Source organism: Streptosporangium sp. OZ121 (assembly GCF_051918885.1).
GTDB lineage: Bacteria > Actinomycetota > Actinomycetes > Streptosporangiales > Streptosporangiaceae > Streptosporangium.
In genome coordinates, this window is sequence record NZ_JBPXMC010000016.1 from 32,333 (window position 1) to 50,057 (window position 17,725).

The 17,725-nt window shown below is 71.4% G+C and carries 15 protein-coding genes; 9 read left to right on the forward strand and 6 right to left on the reverse strand.

Translation table 11 applies throughout. The annotated features are described in order from the left end of the window. Positions 1 to 55: 55 nt before the first annotated feature. The gene (locus tag ACTOQ1_RS25735) at positions 56 to 1,414 is read right to left on the reverse strand and encodes an ABC transporter substrate-binding protein (protein ID WP_440070593.1); all 1,359 of its coding nucleotides are present in this window, start codon (positions 1,412 to 1,414) and stop codon (positions 56 to 58) included. Positions 1,415 to 1,623: 209 nt separating this feature from the next. Next, positions 1,624 to 3,063: an MFS transporter gene (locus ACTOQ1_RS25740; protein ID WP_440070594.1), complete on the reverse strand. Its 1,440-nt coding sequence runs from the start codon at positions 3,061 to 3,063 to the stop codon at positions 1,624 to 1,626. A gap of 171 nt (positions 3,064 to 3,234) precedes the next feature. Between ACTOQ1_RS25740 and ACTOQ1_RS25745 the strand changes: the two genes are divergently transcribed. Genes ACTOQ1_RS25745 through ACTOQ1_RS25765 form a run of 5 tightly spaced genes read left to right on the forward strand, consistent with a single transcriptional unit; the run spans position 3,235 to position 8,818 of the window. Beyond that, positions 3,235 to 4,194 carry a 3-oxoacyl-ACP synthase III family protein gene (locus ACTOQ1_RS25745; RefSeq protein WP_440070595.1) on the forward strand — a complete coding sequence of 320 codons (960 nt, stop codon included), beginning with the start codon at positions 3,235 to 3,237 and terminating at the stop codon, positions 4,192 to 4,194. A 35-nt stretch (positions 4,195 to 4,229) separates the two neighbouring features. After that, positions 4,230 to 4,961, forward strand: coding sequence for a glycosyltransferase (locus ACTOQ1_RS25750; protein ID WP_440070596.1), 732 nt, complete (start codon positions 4,230 to 4,232; stop codon positions 4,959 to 4,961). Continuing rightward, a complete protein-coding gene (locus ACTOQ1_RS25755; protein ID WP_440070597.1) occupies positions 4,958 to 6,088 on the forward strand; it encodes a cytochrome P450 in 1,131 nt (376 codons plus the stop codon). The genes ACTOQ1_RS25750 and ACTOQ1_RS25755 overlap by 4 nt, the downstream gene beginning before the upstream one ends. After that, on the forward strand, positions 6,085 to 7,788 hold the full coding sequence (locus ACTOQ1_RS25760) for a class I adenylate-forming enzyme family protein (RefSeq protein ID WP_440070598.1): 1,704 nt from the start codon (positions 6,085 to 6,087) through the stop codon (positions 7,786 to 7,788). Before ACTOQ1_RS25755 ends, ACTOQ1_RS25760 begins: the two co-directional genes overlap by 4 nt. A gap of 22 nt (positions 7,789 to 7,810) precedes the next feature. Then, on the forward strand, positions 7,811 to 8,818 hold the full coding sequence (locus ACTOQ1_RS25765) for an NAD-dependent epimerase/dehydratase family protein (protein WP_440070599.1): 1,008 nt from the start codon (positions 7,811 to 7,813) through the stop codon (positions 8,816 to 8,818). On the opposite strand, the gene ACTOQ1_RS25770 is transcribed toward ACTOQ1_RS25765, so the two are convergent. Beyond that, a complete protein-coding gene (locus ACTOQ1_RS25770; RefSeq protein ID WP_440070600.1) occupies positions 8,776 to 9,687 on the reverse strand; it encodes a hypothetical protein in 912 nt (303 codons plus the stop codon). The two genes, ACTOQ1_RS25765 and ACTOQ1_RS25770, sit on opposite strands and share 43 nt — an antisense overlap. A gap of 228 nt (positions 9,688 to 9,915) precedes the next feature. On the opposite strand from ACTOQ1_RS25770, the gene ACTOQ1_RS25775 reads away from it, so the two are divergent. Together ACTOQ1_RS25775 and ACTOQ1_RS25780 are read left to right on the forward strand one after the other, a co-directional pair. After that, on the forward strand, positions 9,916 to 11,301 hold the full coding sequence (locus tag ACTOQ1_RS25775; protein WP_440070601.1) for an LCP family protein: 1,386 nt from the start codon (positions 9,916 to 9,918) through the stop codon (positions 11,299 to 11,301). Between the two features lie 163 nt (positions 11,302 to 11,464). Beyond that, positions 11,465 to 12,025, forward strand: a complete 561-nt coding sequence (locus tag ACTOQ1_RS25780; RefSeq protein WP_440070602.1) for a hypothetical protein — start codon at positions 11,465 to 11,467, stop codon at positions 12,023 to 12,025. 21 nt (positions 12,026 to 12,046) lie between these two features. Here the strand turns inward: ACTOQ1_RS25780 and ACTOQ1_RS25785 are convergent, their stop codons facing one another. Beyond that, complete coding sequence (locus ACTOQ1_RS25785) at positions 12,047 to 13,600, reverse strand: hypothetical protein (RefSeq protein WP_440070603.1); 1,554 nt, start codon at positions 13,598 to 13,600, stop codon at positions 12,047 to 12,049. An 825-nt stretch (positions 13,601 to 14,425) separates the two neighbouring features. On the opposite strand from ACTOQ1_RS25785, the gene ACTOQ1_RS25790 reads away from it, so the two are divergent. Together ACTOQ1_RS25790 and ACTOQ1_RS25795 are read left to right on the forward strand one after the other, a co-directional pair. Next, positions 14,426 to 15,391, forward strand: a complete 966-nt coding sequence (locus tag ACTOQ1_RS25790; protein WP_440070604.1) for a nucleotide-binding protein — start codon at positions 14,426 to 14,428, stop codon at positions 15,389 to 15,391. Between the two features lie 63 nt (positions 15,392 to 15,454). Beyond that, positions 15,455 to 15,841, forward strand: a complete 387-nt coding sequence (locus tag ACTOQ1_RS25795; protein ID WP_362687966.1) for an SCO5389 family protein — start codon at positions 15,455 to 15,457, stop codon at positions 15,839 to 15,841. A 58-nt stretch (positions 15,842 to 15,899) separates the two neighbouring features. On the opposite strand, the gene ACTOQ1_RS25800 is transcribed toward ACTOQ1_RS25795, so the two are convergent. Further along, complete coding sequence (locus ACTOQ1_RS25800) at positions 15,900 to 16,574, reverse strand: ribonuclease HII (protein ID WP_440070605.1); 675 nt, start codon at positions 16,572 to 16,574, stop codon at positions 15,900 to 15,902. A 59-nt stretch (positions 16,575 to 16,633) separates the two neighbouring features. Next, entirely contained in the window at positions 16,634 to 17,647 is a 1,014-nt protein-coding gene (locus ACTOQ1_RS25805) for a LysR family transcriptional regulator (protein WP_440070606.1), read from the reverse strand. Between the last annotated feature and the right edge of the window lie 78 nt (positions 17,648 to 17,725).

Sequence of the window (17,725 nt, forward strand, 5' to 3'; positions counted from 1 at the left end):
GCCGCGGAAGAGCCGCCGCGGAAGAGAGGCCGTCACCGACCGTACCGGGGAACCGTCACTGGCCGCGGGCCCACTCCTTCTGCAGGCGGTCGGCCGCCTTCTTCGCGGTGGTCCGGCCATGGGCGACGTCGAGGATGGCGTCACCCTCGGCGCGCTCCAGGAAGACCTCGTCGGGGACGTTCAGGGAACCGCCGTCCCTGATGAGTTCCTGGATCGCGGCGTAGCCGTTCTTGCCCTCCGGGGTGGCGAAGACGGACGAGTCCATCCGGAAGTCCTCGCGAGAGGGGACCATCGTCAGGTCTCCGGCCCAGCCGGAGACGCCCTCACCCGCGGTCAGGAACTCGATCAGCGTGGCCGCCTCGGCCACGTGCTTGGAGCTCCTGGGGATGGCCAGGCCAACTTCGACCGTGCTGCGGACGGCGGGCTCGGCACCCGGCAGGATGGTCGGGAAGGGACCCGCGCCGACCTTCTTGACGGAGGCCTTCGTGGTCTCGCGGTAGGACGCGGACAGCATGGAGCTCCGGTCCGAGCCGTCCACCAGGAACAGGGCCTTGCCGGCGCGGAAGAGCTCGGCCGGGCGGTCGCCCTCAAGGGTCAGCGCCGACCTCGCCAGCACGCCCCGGTCGAACAACGACCCGTAGGCCGTCAGGGCCGAGACCGTCTCGGGGCCGTTCCACGACTTGTCACCGGCCAGCAGGTCGTCGGAGAGGGTCGGCTGGGTCTGGCCCGCGATGGTGAACAGCAGTTCCTCCTGCCGGCGCGGCTCCCCGGAGAAGACGACCGGCCGGAGGCCGGGTATCTCCTTCTTGACCCGCATGACGATGGACTCCAGATCGGCGGCCGTCTCGGGGAAGGACTCCCCGAGCTCGGACAGGAGATTGGCGTTGTAGTACATGACCGCGCCGCCGCTGGACCCCATCGGGACGGAGTAGAGCTCGCCGTTCTTGGCGGCCTTCCTCGTCTGCTTCACCGCGCTCTCGTCGAGCTCTTCGACCCAGCCGCCGGAGACCTTGTCCTTCCAGTCGTCGACCGGGCGAAGCCGGTCGACGACCGCGCGGGTCATCGTCGGGACCTGGATGCCGACGACGTCGAGTGCCTCGTCACCGTCGAGCGCCTTGGGCAGCCGCTTGCGGTAGTCGGCCTCGTCGAAGGTGCGCAGCTCGACCTCGATGCCGGGGTTCGCCTGCTCGAACGCGGTGATCGTCTTCTTCAGCGCGGCCGCGGGCGGGGCGAAGGTCCAGTACTTCAGGGTGACGGGTCCGGCCGGCTTCCCCGGCTTCTTGGTCTCCTCACCGGCCTTGGGGACGGACTGCGCGACCGGCCGGCCGTCGACCGGCCCGCCCGCGCTGCAGGCGGTCAGCCCGAGGGCGAGGGCCGCGGTGGTCATGGCGAACGCACGAGCGGTACCACGCATGCATACCTCCAGCAGAATCACGGGGCGGGTGACGGTGTTCAGCCCGGCGGGGTCGATCACGGTCAGTCCGGTCGATCCGGTCGATCACGAAAAATGATCTTATGTGGTCCTCTGCCGCGACAGAGGACCGTCAAACTCCCGACGGAGCCGCGTCCCCAGACCGCGACGGCGCTTCAGGCGGAGACAGCGCTTCAGTCAGAGACGGCACTTCAGCCGGAGACGGCACTCAGTGGCTCGGCGATGTCCTCCAGGCCCTTGCCCTCTGCCTTGACCCCGAGGAAGAGCTCCACCAGCCCGGCGGCGACCATGAGAGTCGCGCCGATGCAGAAGGCCAGCGCGGTGTCACCGGGCCTGCCGCTCTCGACGAGGCTGGCGAAGATCAGCGGCCCGGACACGCCACCGACGAAGGTGCCGATCGCGTAGAAGAACGCGATGGCCATGGCCCGGGTCTCCATCGGGAAGATCTCGCTGACGGTCAGGTAGGCCGAGCTCGCCCCCGCCGAGGCGAAGAAGAGCACGACGCACCAGCAGGCGGTGAGCGTGGTCGCGGTCAGCACCTCCTGGTTGAACAGCCAGGCCGTGCCGAAAAGGAGCACCCCGGACAGGATGTAGGTGCCGGAGATCATCGGGATGCGGCCGATCGTGTCGAAGAACCGACCGAGCAGGAGCGGGCCGAGGAAGTTGCCGACCGCGATGACGGCGAAGTAGTAGCCGGTCTCGGTCTCGATGCCGAAGAAGGTCGACAGGATCTGCGCGTACCCGAAGGTGATGGCGTTGTAGAGGAACGCCTGGCCGATGAAGAGCGACAGGCCTAGGACGGTGCGCTTGGGATAGCGGGCGACCATGGTGTGCGCGATCCGGCCGAACCCGATGGACTTGCGCTGGTGGATGGTCATCGACCGCGAGGGCTCGTCGAGCTCGACGCCCTTCTCGCGCTCGATCTGCTTCTCCACCCCGTCGACCAGCCCCTCGGCCTCCTCGTCACGGCCGTGGATGAACAGCCAGCGTGGACTCTCCGGCACGTGCCTGCGCACCAGCAGGATGGCGAAGCCGAGCACCACGCCCATGCCGAACGCGACGCGCCAGCCGATGTTCAGCGGCAGGTTGTTGAGCAGCGGCACCGTCAGCAGCGCGCCGCCCGCGGCGCCGAGCCAGTAGCTGCCGTTGATGATGATGTCGATCCTGCCCCGGTGCCGGCTCGGGATGAGCTCGTCGATGGCCGAGTTGATGGCGGCGTACTCGCCGCCGATGCCGAACCCGGTCAGGAACCGGAACAGGAAGAACCACCAGGCGGAGAACGAGAACGCCGTCGCGGCGGTGGCGACCAGGTAGACGACCATCGTGATGATGAACATCTTCTTGCGGCCGAACCTGTCGGTGAGCCAGCCGAAGAACAGCGCCCCCAGGCACGCTCCGGCCACGTAGAGGGCGGCGGCGGTGCCCGCGACCTGGGCCTGGGTGATCGCCAGGCCGCTGCCCTCCTTGGCCAGCTGGGCGGAGAGGTTTCCGACGATCGTCACTTCGAGACCGTCGAGGATCCAGACGGTGCCGAGTCCGATGATGACCATCCAGTGCCATCGTGACCATGGCAACCGGTCCAACCGCGCGGGGACCTTCGTGGTCACCGGTCCCGTCCGAACGTCGCTCATGGCGGCACCTGCTACCCCCTCACGGCCGGCTCATACCGAGGTGATTTCCGTCGTTTCGTTGTTCTCCTCCCTCCCATTTGCCCCCTTCACCTCCCCGCGATCAGGACAAATCACCGTGTTTTAGATACATTGCGCGAGCATGGTGAGACTTGACGCTGTTCAGGGAGATCAATGAAAGCCCGGATCACGGGCGTCGCGACGTATCTGCCGGAGCGGACCGTCTCCAGCGCGGACGTCGAACGGCGGATCGAGGGCTACGTGCCCCACGGAGGCGTCGTCGAGCGGCTGACGGGAATCCGGCGCCGCCACGTGGCCCGCGACGACCAGCAGGCGTCGGACCTCGCCGCGGAGGCGGCCCGCGAGCTCGACCACTCCGACGTCGACCTGCTCGTCTTCGCGTCGGCCTCCCAGGACATGGTCGAGCCCGCCACCGCGCACATCGTCGCGGCCAAGCTGGGACTCTCGTGCCCGGTGTTCGACGTCAAGAACGCCTGCAACAGCATGCTCAACGGGATCCAGATCGCCGAGGCGCTGATCCTCACGGGCGCGCACCGCAAGGTGCTGGTCTGCTCGGGTGAGATCCCGTCGCGGGCGATCCGGTGGCGGGTCAGGGACCGCGCGCAGTTCGTCGACTCGTTCGCGGGCTACACGCTGTCGGACACCGGCGCCGCGGTAACGGTCGCCGCCGACATGGAACGTGGCATTTTCTACCGCGACTTCGCGGCCGACTCCACGGCCTGGGCGGTCGGCACCCTGCCCGGAGGCGGTTCGGCGCACCCCCGCGACCCCGAGTACTCCTACTTCCGCGGCGACGGGCGCAGGCTGAAGGAGGCCTTCGAGGCGATCGGCCCGGACATCTTCCTCAACGCGCTCAAGCGCACCGGCCTGACCTGGGACGACTTCGCCATCGTGGCGGTGCACCAGGTGGCGCTGCCCTACCTGCGCTTCCTGGCCGAGGTGCTCGACATTCCCGAGGACAGGCTCGTGGTCAGCCTGCCCGAGCACGGCAACTGCGCCTCGACGACGCTGCCGCTCCAGCTCGCGCTGGGCGGCTGGCGGCCGGGTGACCGGGTGGCGCTGCTCGGGCTGGGCGGCGGGATCAGTACCGGTGTGATGCTGGCGGAGATGTGACGGATCAGCACCGGCGTGATGCCGGCGGAGATGTGATGGACCTCTGGGTGATCGTTCCCGCCTACAACGAGGCCCCCGGCATCGAGGCGACGCTGCGGGCGCTGGCCGAGCAGGACGACCGGGACTTCACGCTGCTCGTGGTGGACAACGCGAGCACCGACGACACCGCCGAGGTCGTACGGCGGCACGGCGTCCAGGTGGTCGTCGAGACGAGGAAGGGCACGGGCGCCGCCTCCGACACCGGCATGCGCCACGCCATCGCGCACGGGGCGACCCACCTGGCCAGGACCGACGCGGACTGCCTGCCCCGCCCCGACTGGGTGCGCAACATCCGGCGGGCCTTCGGCGACGGGCTGGAGATGGTCGGCGGGCAGTTGCGGCCCCGGACCGACGAGTTCCGGCTGAAGTTCTGGGAGCGCCACCTCATCCCGTTCGTGGTGGAGGTGGCGGCGACCTTCGGCCGCTTCCGGCCCGGCAACAGGGACCCGCGCTACCGGGGCCCGTACGTGATGATGCCCGGCGCCACCCTGGCCATCACCGCGGACCTGTACGAGCGCGCGGGCGGCTTCCCCAGGACCGCGATCGAGGAGGTCCACGAGGACCGCGCCCTGGTCAACCGGGTGCGTACCCTCACCCCCGCGTACGCCTCGCGTCGCGACGTGGTGGTCTTCGGCTCCGTGCGCAGGCTGCGGGCCTACGGCCTCGCGGGCACCCTCGCCTGGTACGCCGACCACCACTACCGGCCCGAAGTGATCGACGTCCGGTGAGGCACGAGACCCGCCTCTACCTGGCCGCCCACCCCTTCGCCTACCCGCTCATGCGGCTGCTGGCCCGGCTCGGGCCCGTGGTGCGCGTCCCCGGGCTGGGAGTCGTGGTCAACGACGCCGCCGTCGCGCGGGCCGTGCTGATGGACGAGCGGTTCCGCAAGGACGGCCCCGGATCCCCAGGCGACCTGTGGACACCCGTGCTCGGCCCCTCCGTGCTGCTCAACATGGAGGGGCCCGGCCATCTCGCGCTCCGCAGGAAACTGATGCCGCTGTTCACCACCGGCTACGTGTCCGCGCTGGTGGACGACGTGCTCCGCGGGCCGCTCGACGATCTCTCCGCGCGCCTGGAGCGGGGCGAGACGGTCGACCTGGTGGACGCCATGCGGCTGATGGCCGGGGCGGTGATCTGCCGGGTGATCGGGCTGGGCGAGGTCTCCGAGGCGCGGGCCAGGGAGCTGTTCGCGGACGGGGAGCGGGTCGTCTCGATGGTCTCGCTGCGCTCGCGGCGGCTGTCGGACCGGCAGGTGGCCGTCGCCAGGCGGGTGCTCGACCGGATCGGGGACATCGCGCAGGCCGCCTACGAGGCCGGGGACGAGTCCACGGTCATGGGCCGGATGCGGGCGCAGGGGCTGTCCGCGGCCGAGGCCAGGGGCGCGGCCGGGGCGTTCTTCCTCACCGGTACCGAGACCGTCGCCACGTTCGTCCCCCGGCTCGTCGCCCTCCTGCACGACCACCGGACCCCGGTCGGCGACCTGGACACGGTCATCGAGGAGGCCATGCGGGTCACCACGCCGACCCCGCTGATGCTGCGCTCGGTGGCCGCTCCGGCGCGCGTCGGCGGGACGCGGGTGCGCCCCGGCGACCGGGTGCTGATCGTCACCCACAACTGCGCCAGGGCGTACGGCCCGTTCGACCCCTCCCGCGCCCACCCGCCCGAGCTGCGCAGGCTCTGGTTCGGCGCGGGGCCGCACTTCTGCATCGGCTACCCGCTGGCCCTGGCGGAGATCCGGGCGGTGGCCTCGGTCCTGCTCTCCCACCGGCTTCGCGTCGTACGGCGACGCGCGGCCAGGGGGGTCCTCATCCCGACCTACGAGCACCTGTGGGTCGGCCGGGCCGGTGCCGCGTGAACGACATCAACGACATCAACGACATCGTCAGCGGGATCATGGCGGTCGCCGCGCGGGAGCCGGGGCGGACCGCCATCGTCGACGGCCGGAGCCGCGAGATCGCCTACGGTGAGCTGGCCCGCCGGGTGTCGGCGGTCCGCGACGCGATGGGCGGGCCGGCGCCGGAGGGCCGAGGACGTCCGGGAGCCGGGGCGGGTCCGGAGGGCGGTGCGCGGGCGGAGGGCCGGACGCGGCGGGGAGCCGGGATGCGGCCGGGGGACGGAGCCGGGATGCGGCCGGGGGACGGGGTGCTGTTCGCGGTGCGGCCCGGGGTCGACGCGGTGGCGCTGGCGCTGGGGGCGGTGGCGGCGGGCGGGACGCTCGTCCTCGCGGACCCCGGCCTGGCGCCCGACGTGCTCGCGGCCCGGATGGCCGCGACCCGGCCCGCGTGGGTGGTCAGCGAGTCCCTGCTCCACACCCTGAGCGGTCCGCTCAAGGGCCTGGCCCGCCGCCGGGGCCTGCTCCTGCCGGACCTCGCGAACCCGCTTCCCGGCCACCCCGTCCGCCACCTGTACACGGGCCCGTGGCTGCCGGGAGTCCCCAGGGGGGCGCTGCGGCTCTCCCGGATCCTCCGGTCGTCCGGCGGCCCCACCGGCCCCACCGACCCGGCCGGTCGGGACCGCCGGGACGGCGGTCGGGGTGGCGAGGCCGTCGGCCGGGAGGCCGGTCCCGCGACCGGTCCGGCGGCGTACGGGACAGACCCGGACCAACCAGCGGCGGTGATCTTCACTTCGGGTACCACGGCACGCCCCCGAGGGGTGGTGCACACCCGGGGGTCTCTCGCGGCCGGGCTGGAGATGTTCCGGAGCGTGTTCCCGCTGGGCCCCGGTGACGTCGTGCACACCGACCAGCTGATGCTCGGACTCCCCGCCCTGCTGGCCGGGGCGACCTGGTCCCTGCCCGGGGGCGGTGACCTCGCCGCGGAACTGGCCGCGCGGCGGGCCACCCACACCTTCGCCGTCCCGGTCCACCTGGACAGGCTGCTGCGCGAGACCCCCAGGCTCCCCGCGACCCTCCGCTACCTCCTGCTCGGCGCCGCCCCGGCCCCGCCGGGCGTACTCCGCCGGGCGATCGAGGCCGGGCCCGAGGTCCTGTCGGTCTACGCGATGACCGAGGCGCTCCCCATCGCGATCGCGTCCGCCCGGGAGAAGCTGGCCCAGGCCGGGGGTGATCTGCTCGGGGTGCCCCTGCCGGGCGTCGGCGTCCGGATCGCCGAGGACGGCGAGCTGTTCGTCTCCGGCCCCCACCTCGCCCAGCGCTATCTCGGCGAGGAGCCGCTGCGGGAGATCGCCACCGGCGACCTGGTCCGGCTCGAAGGAGACCGGCTGGTGCTGCTCGGCCGGAAGAAGGACATGATCCTCCGCGACGGGGTCAACATCTACCCGGGCCTGTACGAGTCCGGTGTCGCGGCGCTGCCCGGGGTGGCCGAGGCCGCGATCGTCGGGCTCCCCGACCCCGAGACCGGGGACGAGGAGGTCGTGCTGGCCGTCGTTCCCGCGGACGGCTACGACGAGGGCCTGCTGCGAAGGGCGCTTCCCGAGATCGTGGACGCCGCGGCCCTGCCCGACCGGATCGAGCCGCTCGACGCCTTCCCCCGTTCGGGCCGGGCCGACAAACTCGACCGGGCCGCCCTGCGGGACCTGGTCGCCCGCCGTGCCTGAGCGGCCCGTGCCTGAGCGGCCCGTGCCTGAGCGGCCCGCGCTCGAACGGGCCGCGCTCGAACGGGCCGCCGGGCCTCGCGGACCTGGCGGGCCCACCGGGCGGCCACCGAGGATCGCGGTGACGGGCGCCTCCGGATTCGTGGGGGGCGCGGTCTGCCGCGCGGCCGTGGCACGGGGCTGGACGGTGTCGGCCTTCGGCAGGCGGCCCCGGGTGGACGGCGGGCACGTCGGCGGCGCGCCGTACACGTCGTGGGATCTTCTCGGCCCCCGGCCCGTGACGTTCCCGGGGGAGGTGGACGTGGTGATCCACTGCGCCGGGAGCGTCACGGACTGGGGGCCGCCGCGTGACATCTGGGCCGCCAACGTGGACGGCACCCGCAACGCCGCCGCCGCCTTTCCCGGCGCCAGGTTCGTGCACGTCAGCACGGCGAGCGTCTACGACCCGTTCCTGCCGACCGTGATGGCCGCCGAGGACGCCGCCCCGGTCGGGCGGTACGCCAACGCGTACGGCGCCTCGAAGGCCGCCGCGGAGCGGTGCCTGGAGCGGGCGGTCATCCTGCGGCCGCACGCGGTCTACGGCAGGGGGGACACCACGCTGCTCCCCCGGGTCCTCGGCGCGGTCCGGGGCGGCAGGCTGCTCGCGGTGGGCGACGGACGCCAGCGGGTCAGCCTGACCTCGGTGGACAACCTGGTCCAGGCCTGCCTGCTCGCCGCCGAGGGCCCGGTCGACCACGGCGTCTTCAACGTGACCGACGCCGAGCCCGTCGTACTCGACGACGCCCTGCGCGCGATCCTCGGGGAACGCGGCATCGACGCCGAACCGTACTACCTGCCGCTCGCGCTGGTGGACCCCCTCGCCGCCGTCGCCGAGACCGTGTCACGGCTGCTCCGGCGCCCGCGCCCGCCCCGGCTGACCCGCTACGCCGCGGGCCACCTGGCCGTCGAGCGGACCCTCGACATCACCGCCGCGCGCACCCGGCTCGGCTATCACCCCTCGGGGACGTCCTTCGAGGGTGCCGCGGACTGGTGAGCGCGGGCCTCGAACGCCGCCGCCGCTAGCCTGGAACGGACGAGCCTGCCCCTGACGAAGAAGGTCACCGCCGCCATGAGCAGGCCCAGCGTGAAGATCATCCGAAGGCCGTTCCTCAGGAAGGCGGTCAGCGCGTCGAATATCGCGACCACGGCGGCGTACGACAGGCCACCGGCGACGGCACCGGGCAGGTAGACGTTGCGAACCGCGGACATGGCGATCGCCAGCGCGAGCATGCTCGCGGCCAGGCCGAGCCCGGCGCCGATCAGCGCGGTGCACCGATCGCGGATCAGGGCCACCCCCGCGACGATCAGGACCGGCGACAGGCCCAGCAGGACCCATCTCAGCGAGATCAGCTCGTCGTAGCCCTTGTCGATCGTGACCATGGCGGAGGTGGGCAGCAGCAGGGTGACGGGGTGCGCCTCGGGCAGGCGCGAGGCGTCCCCCATGCCGGCGACCTGCAACCTCCGCTTGGCCAGCTCGTACACCGGGGCCAGGTCGTAGCCGACACCGTCTTCCTGCACGCCGGTGTTCGGGGAGTGGCCCAGGATCGCGAGGAACCGGCGGTGCGTCAGCTTGTTGATGTCCACCCAGGCGACGGCGAAGTCGTCGTTGACGCCGGCCTTCACCGTCTCGCGGATGAGCTCCCCGCCGACCGAGATCCCCAGCCCGCGCAACCGCACGACGATCTCGTCGGTGACGCGATTCGTGACGGCGCTCTTGACGGCCGGGTGATCGGCCAGCGGGGTCACGTTGCGGAGGTAACGGCTGGGGTCCGCGATCTCGTTCGCCGCCCAGTGGGCGGTGAGGGCGAAGGGAGCGAGAAGGCATCCGAGCGCGATCAAAATCGAACCGATCACTCTACGCACGGGGCCCCCTAACCGCTTTACCTGGGAATCCCCGCGTTTGCCGGGCAAAACCGGTTACGGACTCTTTTTGACGCGAACTTGGGGATCAGCGTCATCGCGACGGCGAGATCTGGTTTACAAACCTTGACCCACCACCCCCAGCGCGTCGAACAACCACATAGCCGATTCAACCGAAAACCGTTACTAACCTGCGACGTATTGGGCTGACGGACAGGAGATGTCACGGCTATGGCAGGCAATACGGGGCGAACAGGCGTCGGATCGAGCCTGGCACTGACGCTGGGATCGGCTGTTCTGTGGGGCCTGGCCCACATCTGGGTGGGCCGCCGCCTGACCGGCGCCTTCCTGATGGGCATCGAGCTCACCCTCGCCGGAGCCGCCGCGACCGCCGTGCTGACCGCCGGGCCCTCCCTGCTCTCCCTCGCCGTGCAACCGGCCTGGCTCTGGGTCTTCGCGCTCACCGCGATGCTGGTCGCCACGGTGGCCGTCGCCGTGATCATCCGCTCCTACCTGCTGGTACGGCCGGAGGCGGCGCCCCCCGCGGCCGAGTACCTCTCGGCCGCCGCCATCGGCGTGCTGTGCGTGCTGGTGATCTCTCCCATGGTCTACGCGGCCCGGCTGGCCTACGTCTCCCACAACGTGGTGACCTCGGTGTTCGCCGAAAGTGTCACGCCGATCCCGGTGGACCCGTGGAAGGGCGTGGACCGGCTCAACATCCTGCTCGTCGGCGCGGACGCGGCGGCCAACCGGGTCGGCGTACGCACCGACAGCATGACCGTGGCCAGCGTCGACACCCGGACCGGAGACACCGTGCTGTTCGGCCTGCCCAGGAATCTGGAGGACGTCCCGATGCCGCCCGGCCCGGCCCGCGACCGCTTCCCCTACGGCTTCCAGGGCGAGCCGCCGTACACGCCGGGCCTGCTCAACGAGGTCTACCAGTACGCCGAGGACTACCCCGAGATGGTTCCCCGGCAGAACAAGCGGCACCGCGGCCCGACACTCCTGAAAAGGACGATCAGCGGCATCCTCGGGCTCGACATCCCCTATTACGCGATGGTCGACATGAGGGGTTTCATAGAAATCGTCGACGCGATAGGCGGCGTGCGGGTCCGCATCAAGGACCCCATCGTGTACGGCAGGCAGAACGAGGGCCTCATCGAGGCGGGCAGGCGGAAACTCTCGGGCGAGGAGGCGCTCTGGTACGGCAGGTCCCGCACCGACAGCGACGACTACGTGCGGATGGGCCGCCAGAAGTGCCTGCTGAACGCCGTCGCCAAACAGGCCGATCCGATGGCGGTCTTCCAGAGCTTCGAGAAACTGGCCACCGCCGCCGTCGACGCGATCTCCACCGACATCCCGCGACAGCTGCTGCCCGACCTGGTCGAGCTGGCGGAGAAGGTGAAGGACTCCAGGATCAGGAGCCTCCAGTTCGTCCCCCCGCTGATCTACTCGGGCGCGCCCGACTACCACCTGATCAGGCGCGAGGTCATCGCCACCCTGGCGGCGCCGCCCGCCCCGCCCCGTTCCGTGCCCGCGCTGCAGGCCGGGAACCGGAGGAACGCGGGCGAACGCGCCGAGACGAACGCCGTCATCCTCGACTCCGCCTGCCACTGACGACCCGGCGGGCCGACGAACCGGTGGGCTGACGGGCTGTCGACCCGACAGGCCGGCGAACCGGCGGACAACGCGCTCGGCGTGTCCGGCGCGTTGAGAGCACCCACGAGGGTCGGAATGCTGTTATGGAGTGATTACTTAGCGTCACCATGGAGGTTCGAGGATGAAACGTCATCTGGCGAGCGTGGGTCTGCTCGCCGCAATCGCCGTACCCGCTCTTGGATGGCCCCTCGCCTGGGCCGATCCGGTCCCCTCGGTCTCCATCTCCCTCGACGACGGGGCGAGGGAGACCGCTCCGGGCGCGGAGAACACGTACACGCTCCGCATCAGCAACCAGGGGACGGCCCAGCTGAGGCGCGTCCTCCTGGTGCAGTCCCTGCCGCCGTCGATGACCTTCGTGAAGGCCGACGCCGGAGGGCGGGTGAAGCAGGGCGAGGTGGCGTGGACGGTGAACGTCCCGCCCCAGAAGGACGCCGTCGTCCACGTGAGCGCCCGGGTCGGCGCGGTCGCGGGGGCCGCGGTGCAGAACCTGGCGACGACGGCCTGCGCCCGCAGGAGCGCCACCGGACCCGTGCTGGTCTGCGCCACGGACATCAACACCGTGGCCGCGCCGGAGAAGCCGGCCGACTGGGTCCTGCCGGCCTCGCTGGCCTCCGCCGCCGTCGCGGGGCTGGTCACCGGCGCGTTCCTGCTCCGTCGACGCCGTCGGGTCCAGCCGGTCTGATCCGGCGCGCCGAGAGCCCGGCTAGGGCCTCCCTCGCCGGGCACCCAGCCGCGGGGCCAGACCGAGGCCGAAGAGCAGGAGTCCCGCCAGGACCGGCCAGAACGGCAGGCCCGTGAACGGCAGCGAGGGACCGGCCGGCTCCACGCGAGACCAACCGGCGGGACAGGGGACCGAGAAGGACCGTCCCCGCCCCGGCACGCACGACGGGTCGGAGGGCGGCCCCGGCACCCGCGCGGGCACCGGCGTCCGCTCCGGGCGGGGAGCAGGCGTTCCCCCCGAGGGGGAGGCGGGCGCCTGTGCAGGACCGGGAACCGGCGCGGGCTCGGGTACCGAGCCGGGAGCGGGAATCGGCGCGGAATCCGGGTCGGGCGCCGTGTCGGATGCCGGGTCGGGGACGGTCTCGGATGCCGGGGCGGAGCCGTCGGCGGCCGCCGGGGCGGGAACGGTCTCCACCGGCCGCCTCTCGCAGCCGGGGCCGGCCGACCCCGCCGGGCAGCCGGACCCGGGCTTCGCGTCCACCACGACGTCACCCGGCTCGGACGCCTCGGGTGCGGGCGCCCCGGTGCTCGCCGTCCCCTCGACGGCGACCCGCTGCGCGCAGCCGAGACCCGCGCCGGGAACGGGAGCGGCGAGCCTGGCGGACCACGGTGCCGGGTTCGGGCAGTTCGTCCCGCCCCCGGGAGCCTGGACGGCGCTGTCCAGCACCCCGTCCCCGGTGGCCGGGGTGCCGACGGTCACGCTGTAGGTGATCGTGACCGTCTCGGCCACCGGGATGTCGCCGGTCCAGGCCAGCCTCGGCGCGCCGTACGAGACGGTGCCTCTCGTGACCCGCGCGTCGCCGTTGTAGGCCGCGTCGTCGAGGACCCGGGAGAGGTCTCCGGTGAGCGTGGCCCCCGGATAGACGGCGTTGCCGACGTTGCCGACGGTGATCGTGTAGGTGACCACCTGGCCGGGAGCCGCGGTCTCCCTGTCGGCGGTCATGAGGACGTACAGCAGCGGCAGGCCGGGCGCGCCGAGGTTCCCGCAGGCGGGATCGGCGGAGCCGGCCGCGCAGTTGGACCCCTCGGGACCGACCAGCTCGCCGGAGAGGCGCAGGTCCCCCGCCGGAGGGTCGTCCACCGTGACGCCGTAGGTGACCGTCACCGTCTGACCGGCTGCCACGTCACCGGTCCAGGTCACCTCGGGCGCGGTGAAGGAGACCGTCCCCGAGGTGGCCGACTGGTCGTGGTCGAAGTGCGCGTCGTCGAGCAGGCCAGACAGGTCGTCGGTGAAGGTGAAGTTCGACCGACCGGTATCACCGGTGTTGCGAAGTCTGATGGTGTAGGTGACCTTCTGGCCGGGCTTGGCGAGGATGGGCGAGGCCGTCTTGGTGATCTCGACCCCCGACTCACCACCCGCCGACTCGCCACCCGCCGGCTCCTCGACCCCCGGCTCACCACCCACCGACTCCTCGACCCCCGGCTCACCACCCACCGACTCCTCGACCTCCGACTCGCCACCCGCCGATTCTCCGGCCCTTGCCGTCGAACGGCCCTCGTCGTCGGCGGCGCCCCGCGCGACCCGCTTTCCCGTCACGGACGCGGGCGAGGGCCTTCCCTTTTTCGTCACCGTCGTCGTCACCGCCGAAGGCTTCCCCCTGACCACCGCCACGGGCGAAGACCTCCCCCTCACCACCGGAACCGACGGGGACTTTCCGTCCGCGGCCGTCGTCGAGGGAGTTTCGGCCTTCGTCCGGACGGACGGCGAGGACGGCGAGGACGGCGAGGACGGCGAGGACGTCTCCGCCCCACCCGTCCCGGACGCGGCGAGAACGGGCGCCGGCGTCACGAGCACCGCGAGCGCGACCCCGCACGCGGCGAACCCACCGGCCCGCCGTCCGGAGACCAACCGCCAGGAAAGCCGCCGATCGGGGACCCTCCGCGCGGGAAACCGCCGCCCGGAGACCCTTCGTGCGGAAAACCGCTGTTCAGGAACCCGCCGCGCGGAAACGCGACGCGACCAGGTACCGATACGTACCACCAAAGCCCCTTGCTGACCCTTGTCCACGATCTTGCAGGGGGTCAAGATCAACCGACTCGGGGTGGGATACCCGGACCGGCCGGATCTCACCGGCGCCGGTGGTAAACATCCGCCCCGCCGATCGCCAAGAGGGCCGCCGATTCCGCACAGGAGACCTCGAAGCGGTAACAGCGGATCTTTGTCACCGGTCATGACATGGCAGGTGTTTTCTCTCGCCCCTTTCATCCGTTCCTGTTCTGAAAGATTACTTTTATCCGCATTCGCGACACGAGAGCGTCTCTCCTTCTCCTCGCGATATGCGCCCCGCGCCCCCACCCGTCGTGGCATGATGGGCCCCCAGAAGTATTGAAATGATTTTCATAATCAGATTGGATCGTCGTTATGAGGGTGGCGTTCGTTGGCAAGGGCGGCAGCGGCAAGACGACCCTGTCGGCGCTCTTCGCGAGATACACCGCGAGCCGGGGCGGCCCCGTCGTGGCCGTCGACGCCGACATCAACCAGCACCTGGGCATGGCGCTGGGGTTGGGCGAGGGTGCGCTGCCGAGGCCGATGGGCTCGCACCTGACCGAGATCAAGGAATACCTGCGGGGCGACAACCCCCGCATCTCATCGGCTTCCGCGATGGTCAAGACCACCCCGCCGGGGTCCGGCTCGCGGCTGCTCCGCCTCGACGAGCAGGACGACCCGATCCACACCCGATTCTCCGCCGCCACGCCCGAGGGGCCCCGGCTCATGGTCACCGGGCCGTTCAGCGAGGACGACCTGGGGGTGGCGTGCTACCACTCCAAGGTCGGCGCCGTGGAGCTCTATCTGAACCACCTGCTCGACGGCGCGGGCGAGTACGTCGTGGTCGACATGACGGCCGGGGCCGACTCCTTCGCCTCGGGGTTGTTCACCCGCTTCGACATGACCTTCCTGGTGGCCGAGCCGACCCGCCAGGGCGTGAGCGTCTACCGGCAGTACCGCGACTACGCCGCCGACTACGGCGTGCCGGTCGCGGTGGTGGGCAACAAGATCCACGGTCCGGGAGACGTGGCGTTCCTGCGCGACCAGGTCGGCGACGACCTGCTGGTCTGCCTGGAGCACTCCGCGGCGATCCGCGCGATGGAGCAGGGTCGCCCCTTCACCCTCCGGGACCTCGAACCGGCCAACTCCCGGGCTCTGGGCATGATTCTCGACCATCTCGACGCCCAGGAGAAGGACTGGTTCCGCTTCGGGCGCCAGGCCGTGCAGTTCCACCTCCGCAACGCGGAGGCCTGGGCGAACAGGGCCACCGGCGAGGATCTGGCGGCCCAGATCGATCCCGGCTTCGTCTTCGGGCCCACGCGAGTGTCGCTCTCCCGCTAGATGGAGCGATCCGTAGGCCCGACCTAGTGTCTGATGAATCCCCTTCTGTGAGGAGAACGCAGCATGTCGCTGACCGTTTCGAACGATCTTCTCGACCAGGCCAAGGCCGGTGAGGTGGAGGACGCGGCATTCGTCACCTGTGTCAGAGACTCCCTTCCATACGCCTGGTCGCTCATCAGCGACCTGGTCAAGGAGCGCGAGCACACCGGTGCCGAGTTCGCCGACAACACGGTGCCCCCGCCGGACGAGGCCGCTCGTGGCCAACTCCTGCGCGCTCTCGCCAGCGACGCCATGCGCGGTGCCCTGGAGCGCCACTTCGGGGTGAGGCTGGCCTTCCAGAACTGCCACCGGGTCGCCGTCTTCGACCCGTCCGCCACCGGCGCCCACGCGGAGTTCGTCACCGCCAGGTCACAGATCCTCAACCAGACGCCCGAGCTGGTCGACTGCTGACGGCCTCGCTCCGAGGCGGACCGCCTTCCCCGGTTTCGTCCCGGTCTCAGGACCGGTCTCATTGCGGTCCGAAAAGTCCGAGTTGGCCCTCTCCGGCCAGCGGGTTGCGATGCCTCTTGAGGTGGCGCCACCGGGGAAGGTCGTCCAGATAGGACCAGGACAGGCGGTGATGCTCCGTCGGGCCGAGGGCGGCCAGAGCCGCCTGGTGGACCGGTGAGGGGTAGCCCGCGTTGTCGGCGAACCCGTACTCCTCGAAACCCAGCGAGGCCATGTAGGTGTCCCGCCGAACCTTGGCGATCACGGAGGCCGCGGCCACCGAGACGCAGGAAAGGTCGCCCTTGACCTCGCACCTGACCGGCCAGGGCGCGCCCAGATAGTCGTGCTTCCCGTCCAGGACGACCACGTCGGGCCGGACGGGAAGCCCGGCCAGCGCCCTCCTGGCCGCCCTGCGCAGGGCCTCGGTCATCCCGAGCGCGTCGATCTCCTCGTGGGACGCCTCGCCGTACCCGATCCCGGCCGCCCAGGCGGTGATCTCGGAGACCATGGCGGCGCGGCGGGCGGGGGTGAGCAGCTTCGAGTCGGTGAGCCCGGCGGGCGGTTCCGACAGGTCGGTGACCACGGCGCAGACCGCCACCGGACCGGCCCAGGCTCCGCGCCCGACCTCGTCCACCCCGGCGACCAGTTTGGAACCGCCGTCGTTCAGCAACCGCTCAAGCGCGTAGGTGGGAGGCACGTGCCGACGTTACCGGGCCGCGAGCCTCCGGACGCCGTCCCGACGGAACACCGCCCCGGTCAGGCGTCATCATCCCGATACGGGCCTTCGGTCGTCACCTCATCCGGGGCTTCGAACTCCGGCTGAGCCTCCGGGCGTTCCCGGGAGGCCGGTTCGACCCCCTCCAGGTCGGCGGCGAGGAGCCGGGCGGCGACGTGGACGGCCCGGAGCGTGACGGAGACGGCGGGGCGGTGGACGCTGGACGATCGGGCGACGGCGTGCACGACCCGGCCCACCGGTGGCCCGGGGAACCGGCGGACGGCGATGCCGCGGACCCCGCTGGCCAGTGCCAGGGCGGGGACGGCCGCGATGCCGATGCCCTTGGCGACCAGGCCGATGATCGTGCCCAGTCCCTCGAACTCCCAGGGCACCGGCCGGTGACCGCCGACGTCGGCCATCAGCCGGTCCACCGCCAGCCGGGAGGGCTCGCCGTCCGGGGTGGCCATCCAAGGCTCGTCGCGCAGCTCCCACAGGTCGACCGGGACGTCGGGGGAGGCGAGCCGGTGCCTGCGCGGCACTACGAGCACCAGCGGATCGTGCAGCAGCGGGAAGACCCGCACGGTGTCGGGCTCGCGCATCCGGCCGTGCCAGTCGTCGATCAGGGCGATGTCCACCTCGCCCGACTGCACCTCGCGCATCCCGCGCCCCGAGCGGCACTGTCCCATCCGCAGGGTGAGCTCACCGTGCCGGCGCAGCGTCCTGGCCAGCGCGGGCGCGAAGGCCACCGCGGCGGTCGGGAAGGCGGTCACGGTGACCCGCCCCGACGGGGTCGCGGCCTGGGCCGACAGGTCGGACTCGGCGCTCTCCACCATGGCCAGGATGCGCTCGGCGTGCTCGACCAGGCGCCGCCCCGCGTCGGTCAGCTCCGCGCTCCTGGCGGTCCTGTCGATCAGCACGGCGCCCGCCTGGCGCTCCAGAGCGGCCAGCTGCTGCGAGACCGCCGAGGGGCTGTAACCGAGGGAGGTCGCGGTGGCCGCGATGCTGCCCCGGCGAGCGAACTCACAGATCAGGACGAGTCTCCGTAAATCAAGCATCAGTTTTCCTTACGCCCACCCACGACAACCGAAGCTTGTCCTGATGCCCCTATCCCACCAGGCTGGAAGGCGTTCCAC

What these genes read in the sequence shown, in the direction of transcription:
- ACTOQ1_RS25775 (WP_440070601.1), top strand. Translation starts at nt 9,916, where the DNA reads ATGGCAGGCAATACGGGGCGAACAGGCGTCGGATCGAGCCTGGCACTG.
- ACTOQ1_RS25745 (WP_440070595.1), top strand. Translation starts at nt 3,235, where the DNA reads ATGAAAGCCCGGATCACGGGCGTCGCGACGTATCTGCCGGAGCGGACC.
- ACTOQ1_RS25750 (WP_440070596.1), top strand. Translation starts at nt 4,230, where the DNA reads ATGGACCTCTGGGTGATCGTTCCCGCCTACAACGAGGCCCCCGGCATC.
- ACTOQ1_RS25790 (WP_440070604.1), top strand. Translation starts at nt 14,426, where the DNA reads ATGAGGGTGGCGTTCGTTGGCAAGGGCGGCAGCGGCAAGACGACCCTG.
- ACTOQ1_RS25805 (WP_440070606.1), bottom strand. Translation starts at nt 17,647, where the DNA reads ATGCTTGATTTACGGAGACTCGTCCTGATCTGTGAGTTCGCTCGCCGG.
- ACTOQ1_RS25740 (WP_440070594.1), bottom strand. Translation starts at nt 3,063, where the DNA reads ATGAGCGACGTTCGGACGGGACCGGTGACCACGAAGGTCCCCGCGCGG.
- ACTOQ1_RS25795 (WP_362687966.1), top strand. Translation starts at nt 15,455, where the DNA reads ATGTCGCTGACCGTTTCGAACGATCTTCTCGACCAGGCCAAGGCCGGT.
- ACTOQ1_RS25735 (WP_440070593.1), bottom strand. Translation starts at nt 1,414, where the DNA reads ATGCGTGGTACCGCTCGTGCGTTCGCCATGACCACCGCGGCCCTCGCC.
- ACTOQ1_RS25780 (WP_440070602.1), top strand. Translation starts at nt 11,465, where the DNA reads ATGAAACGTCATCTGGCGAGCGTGGGTCTGCTCGCCGCAATCGCCGTA.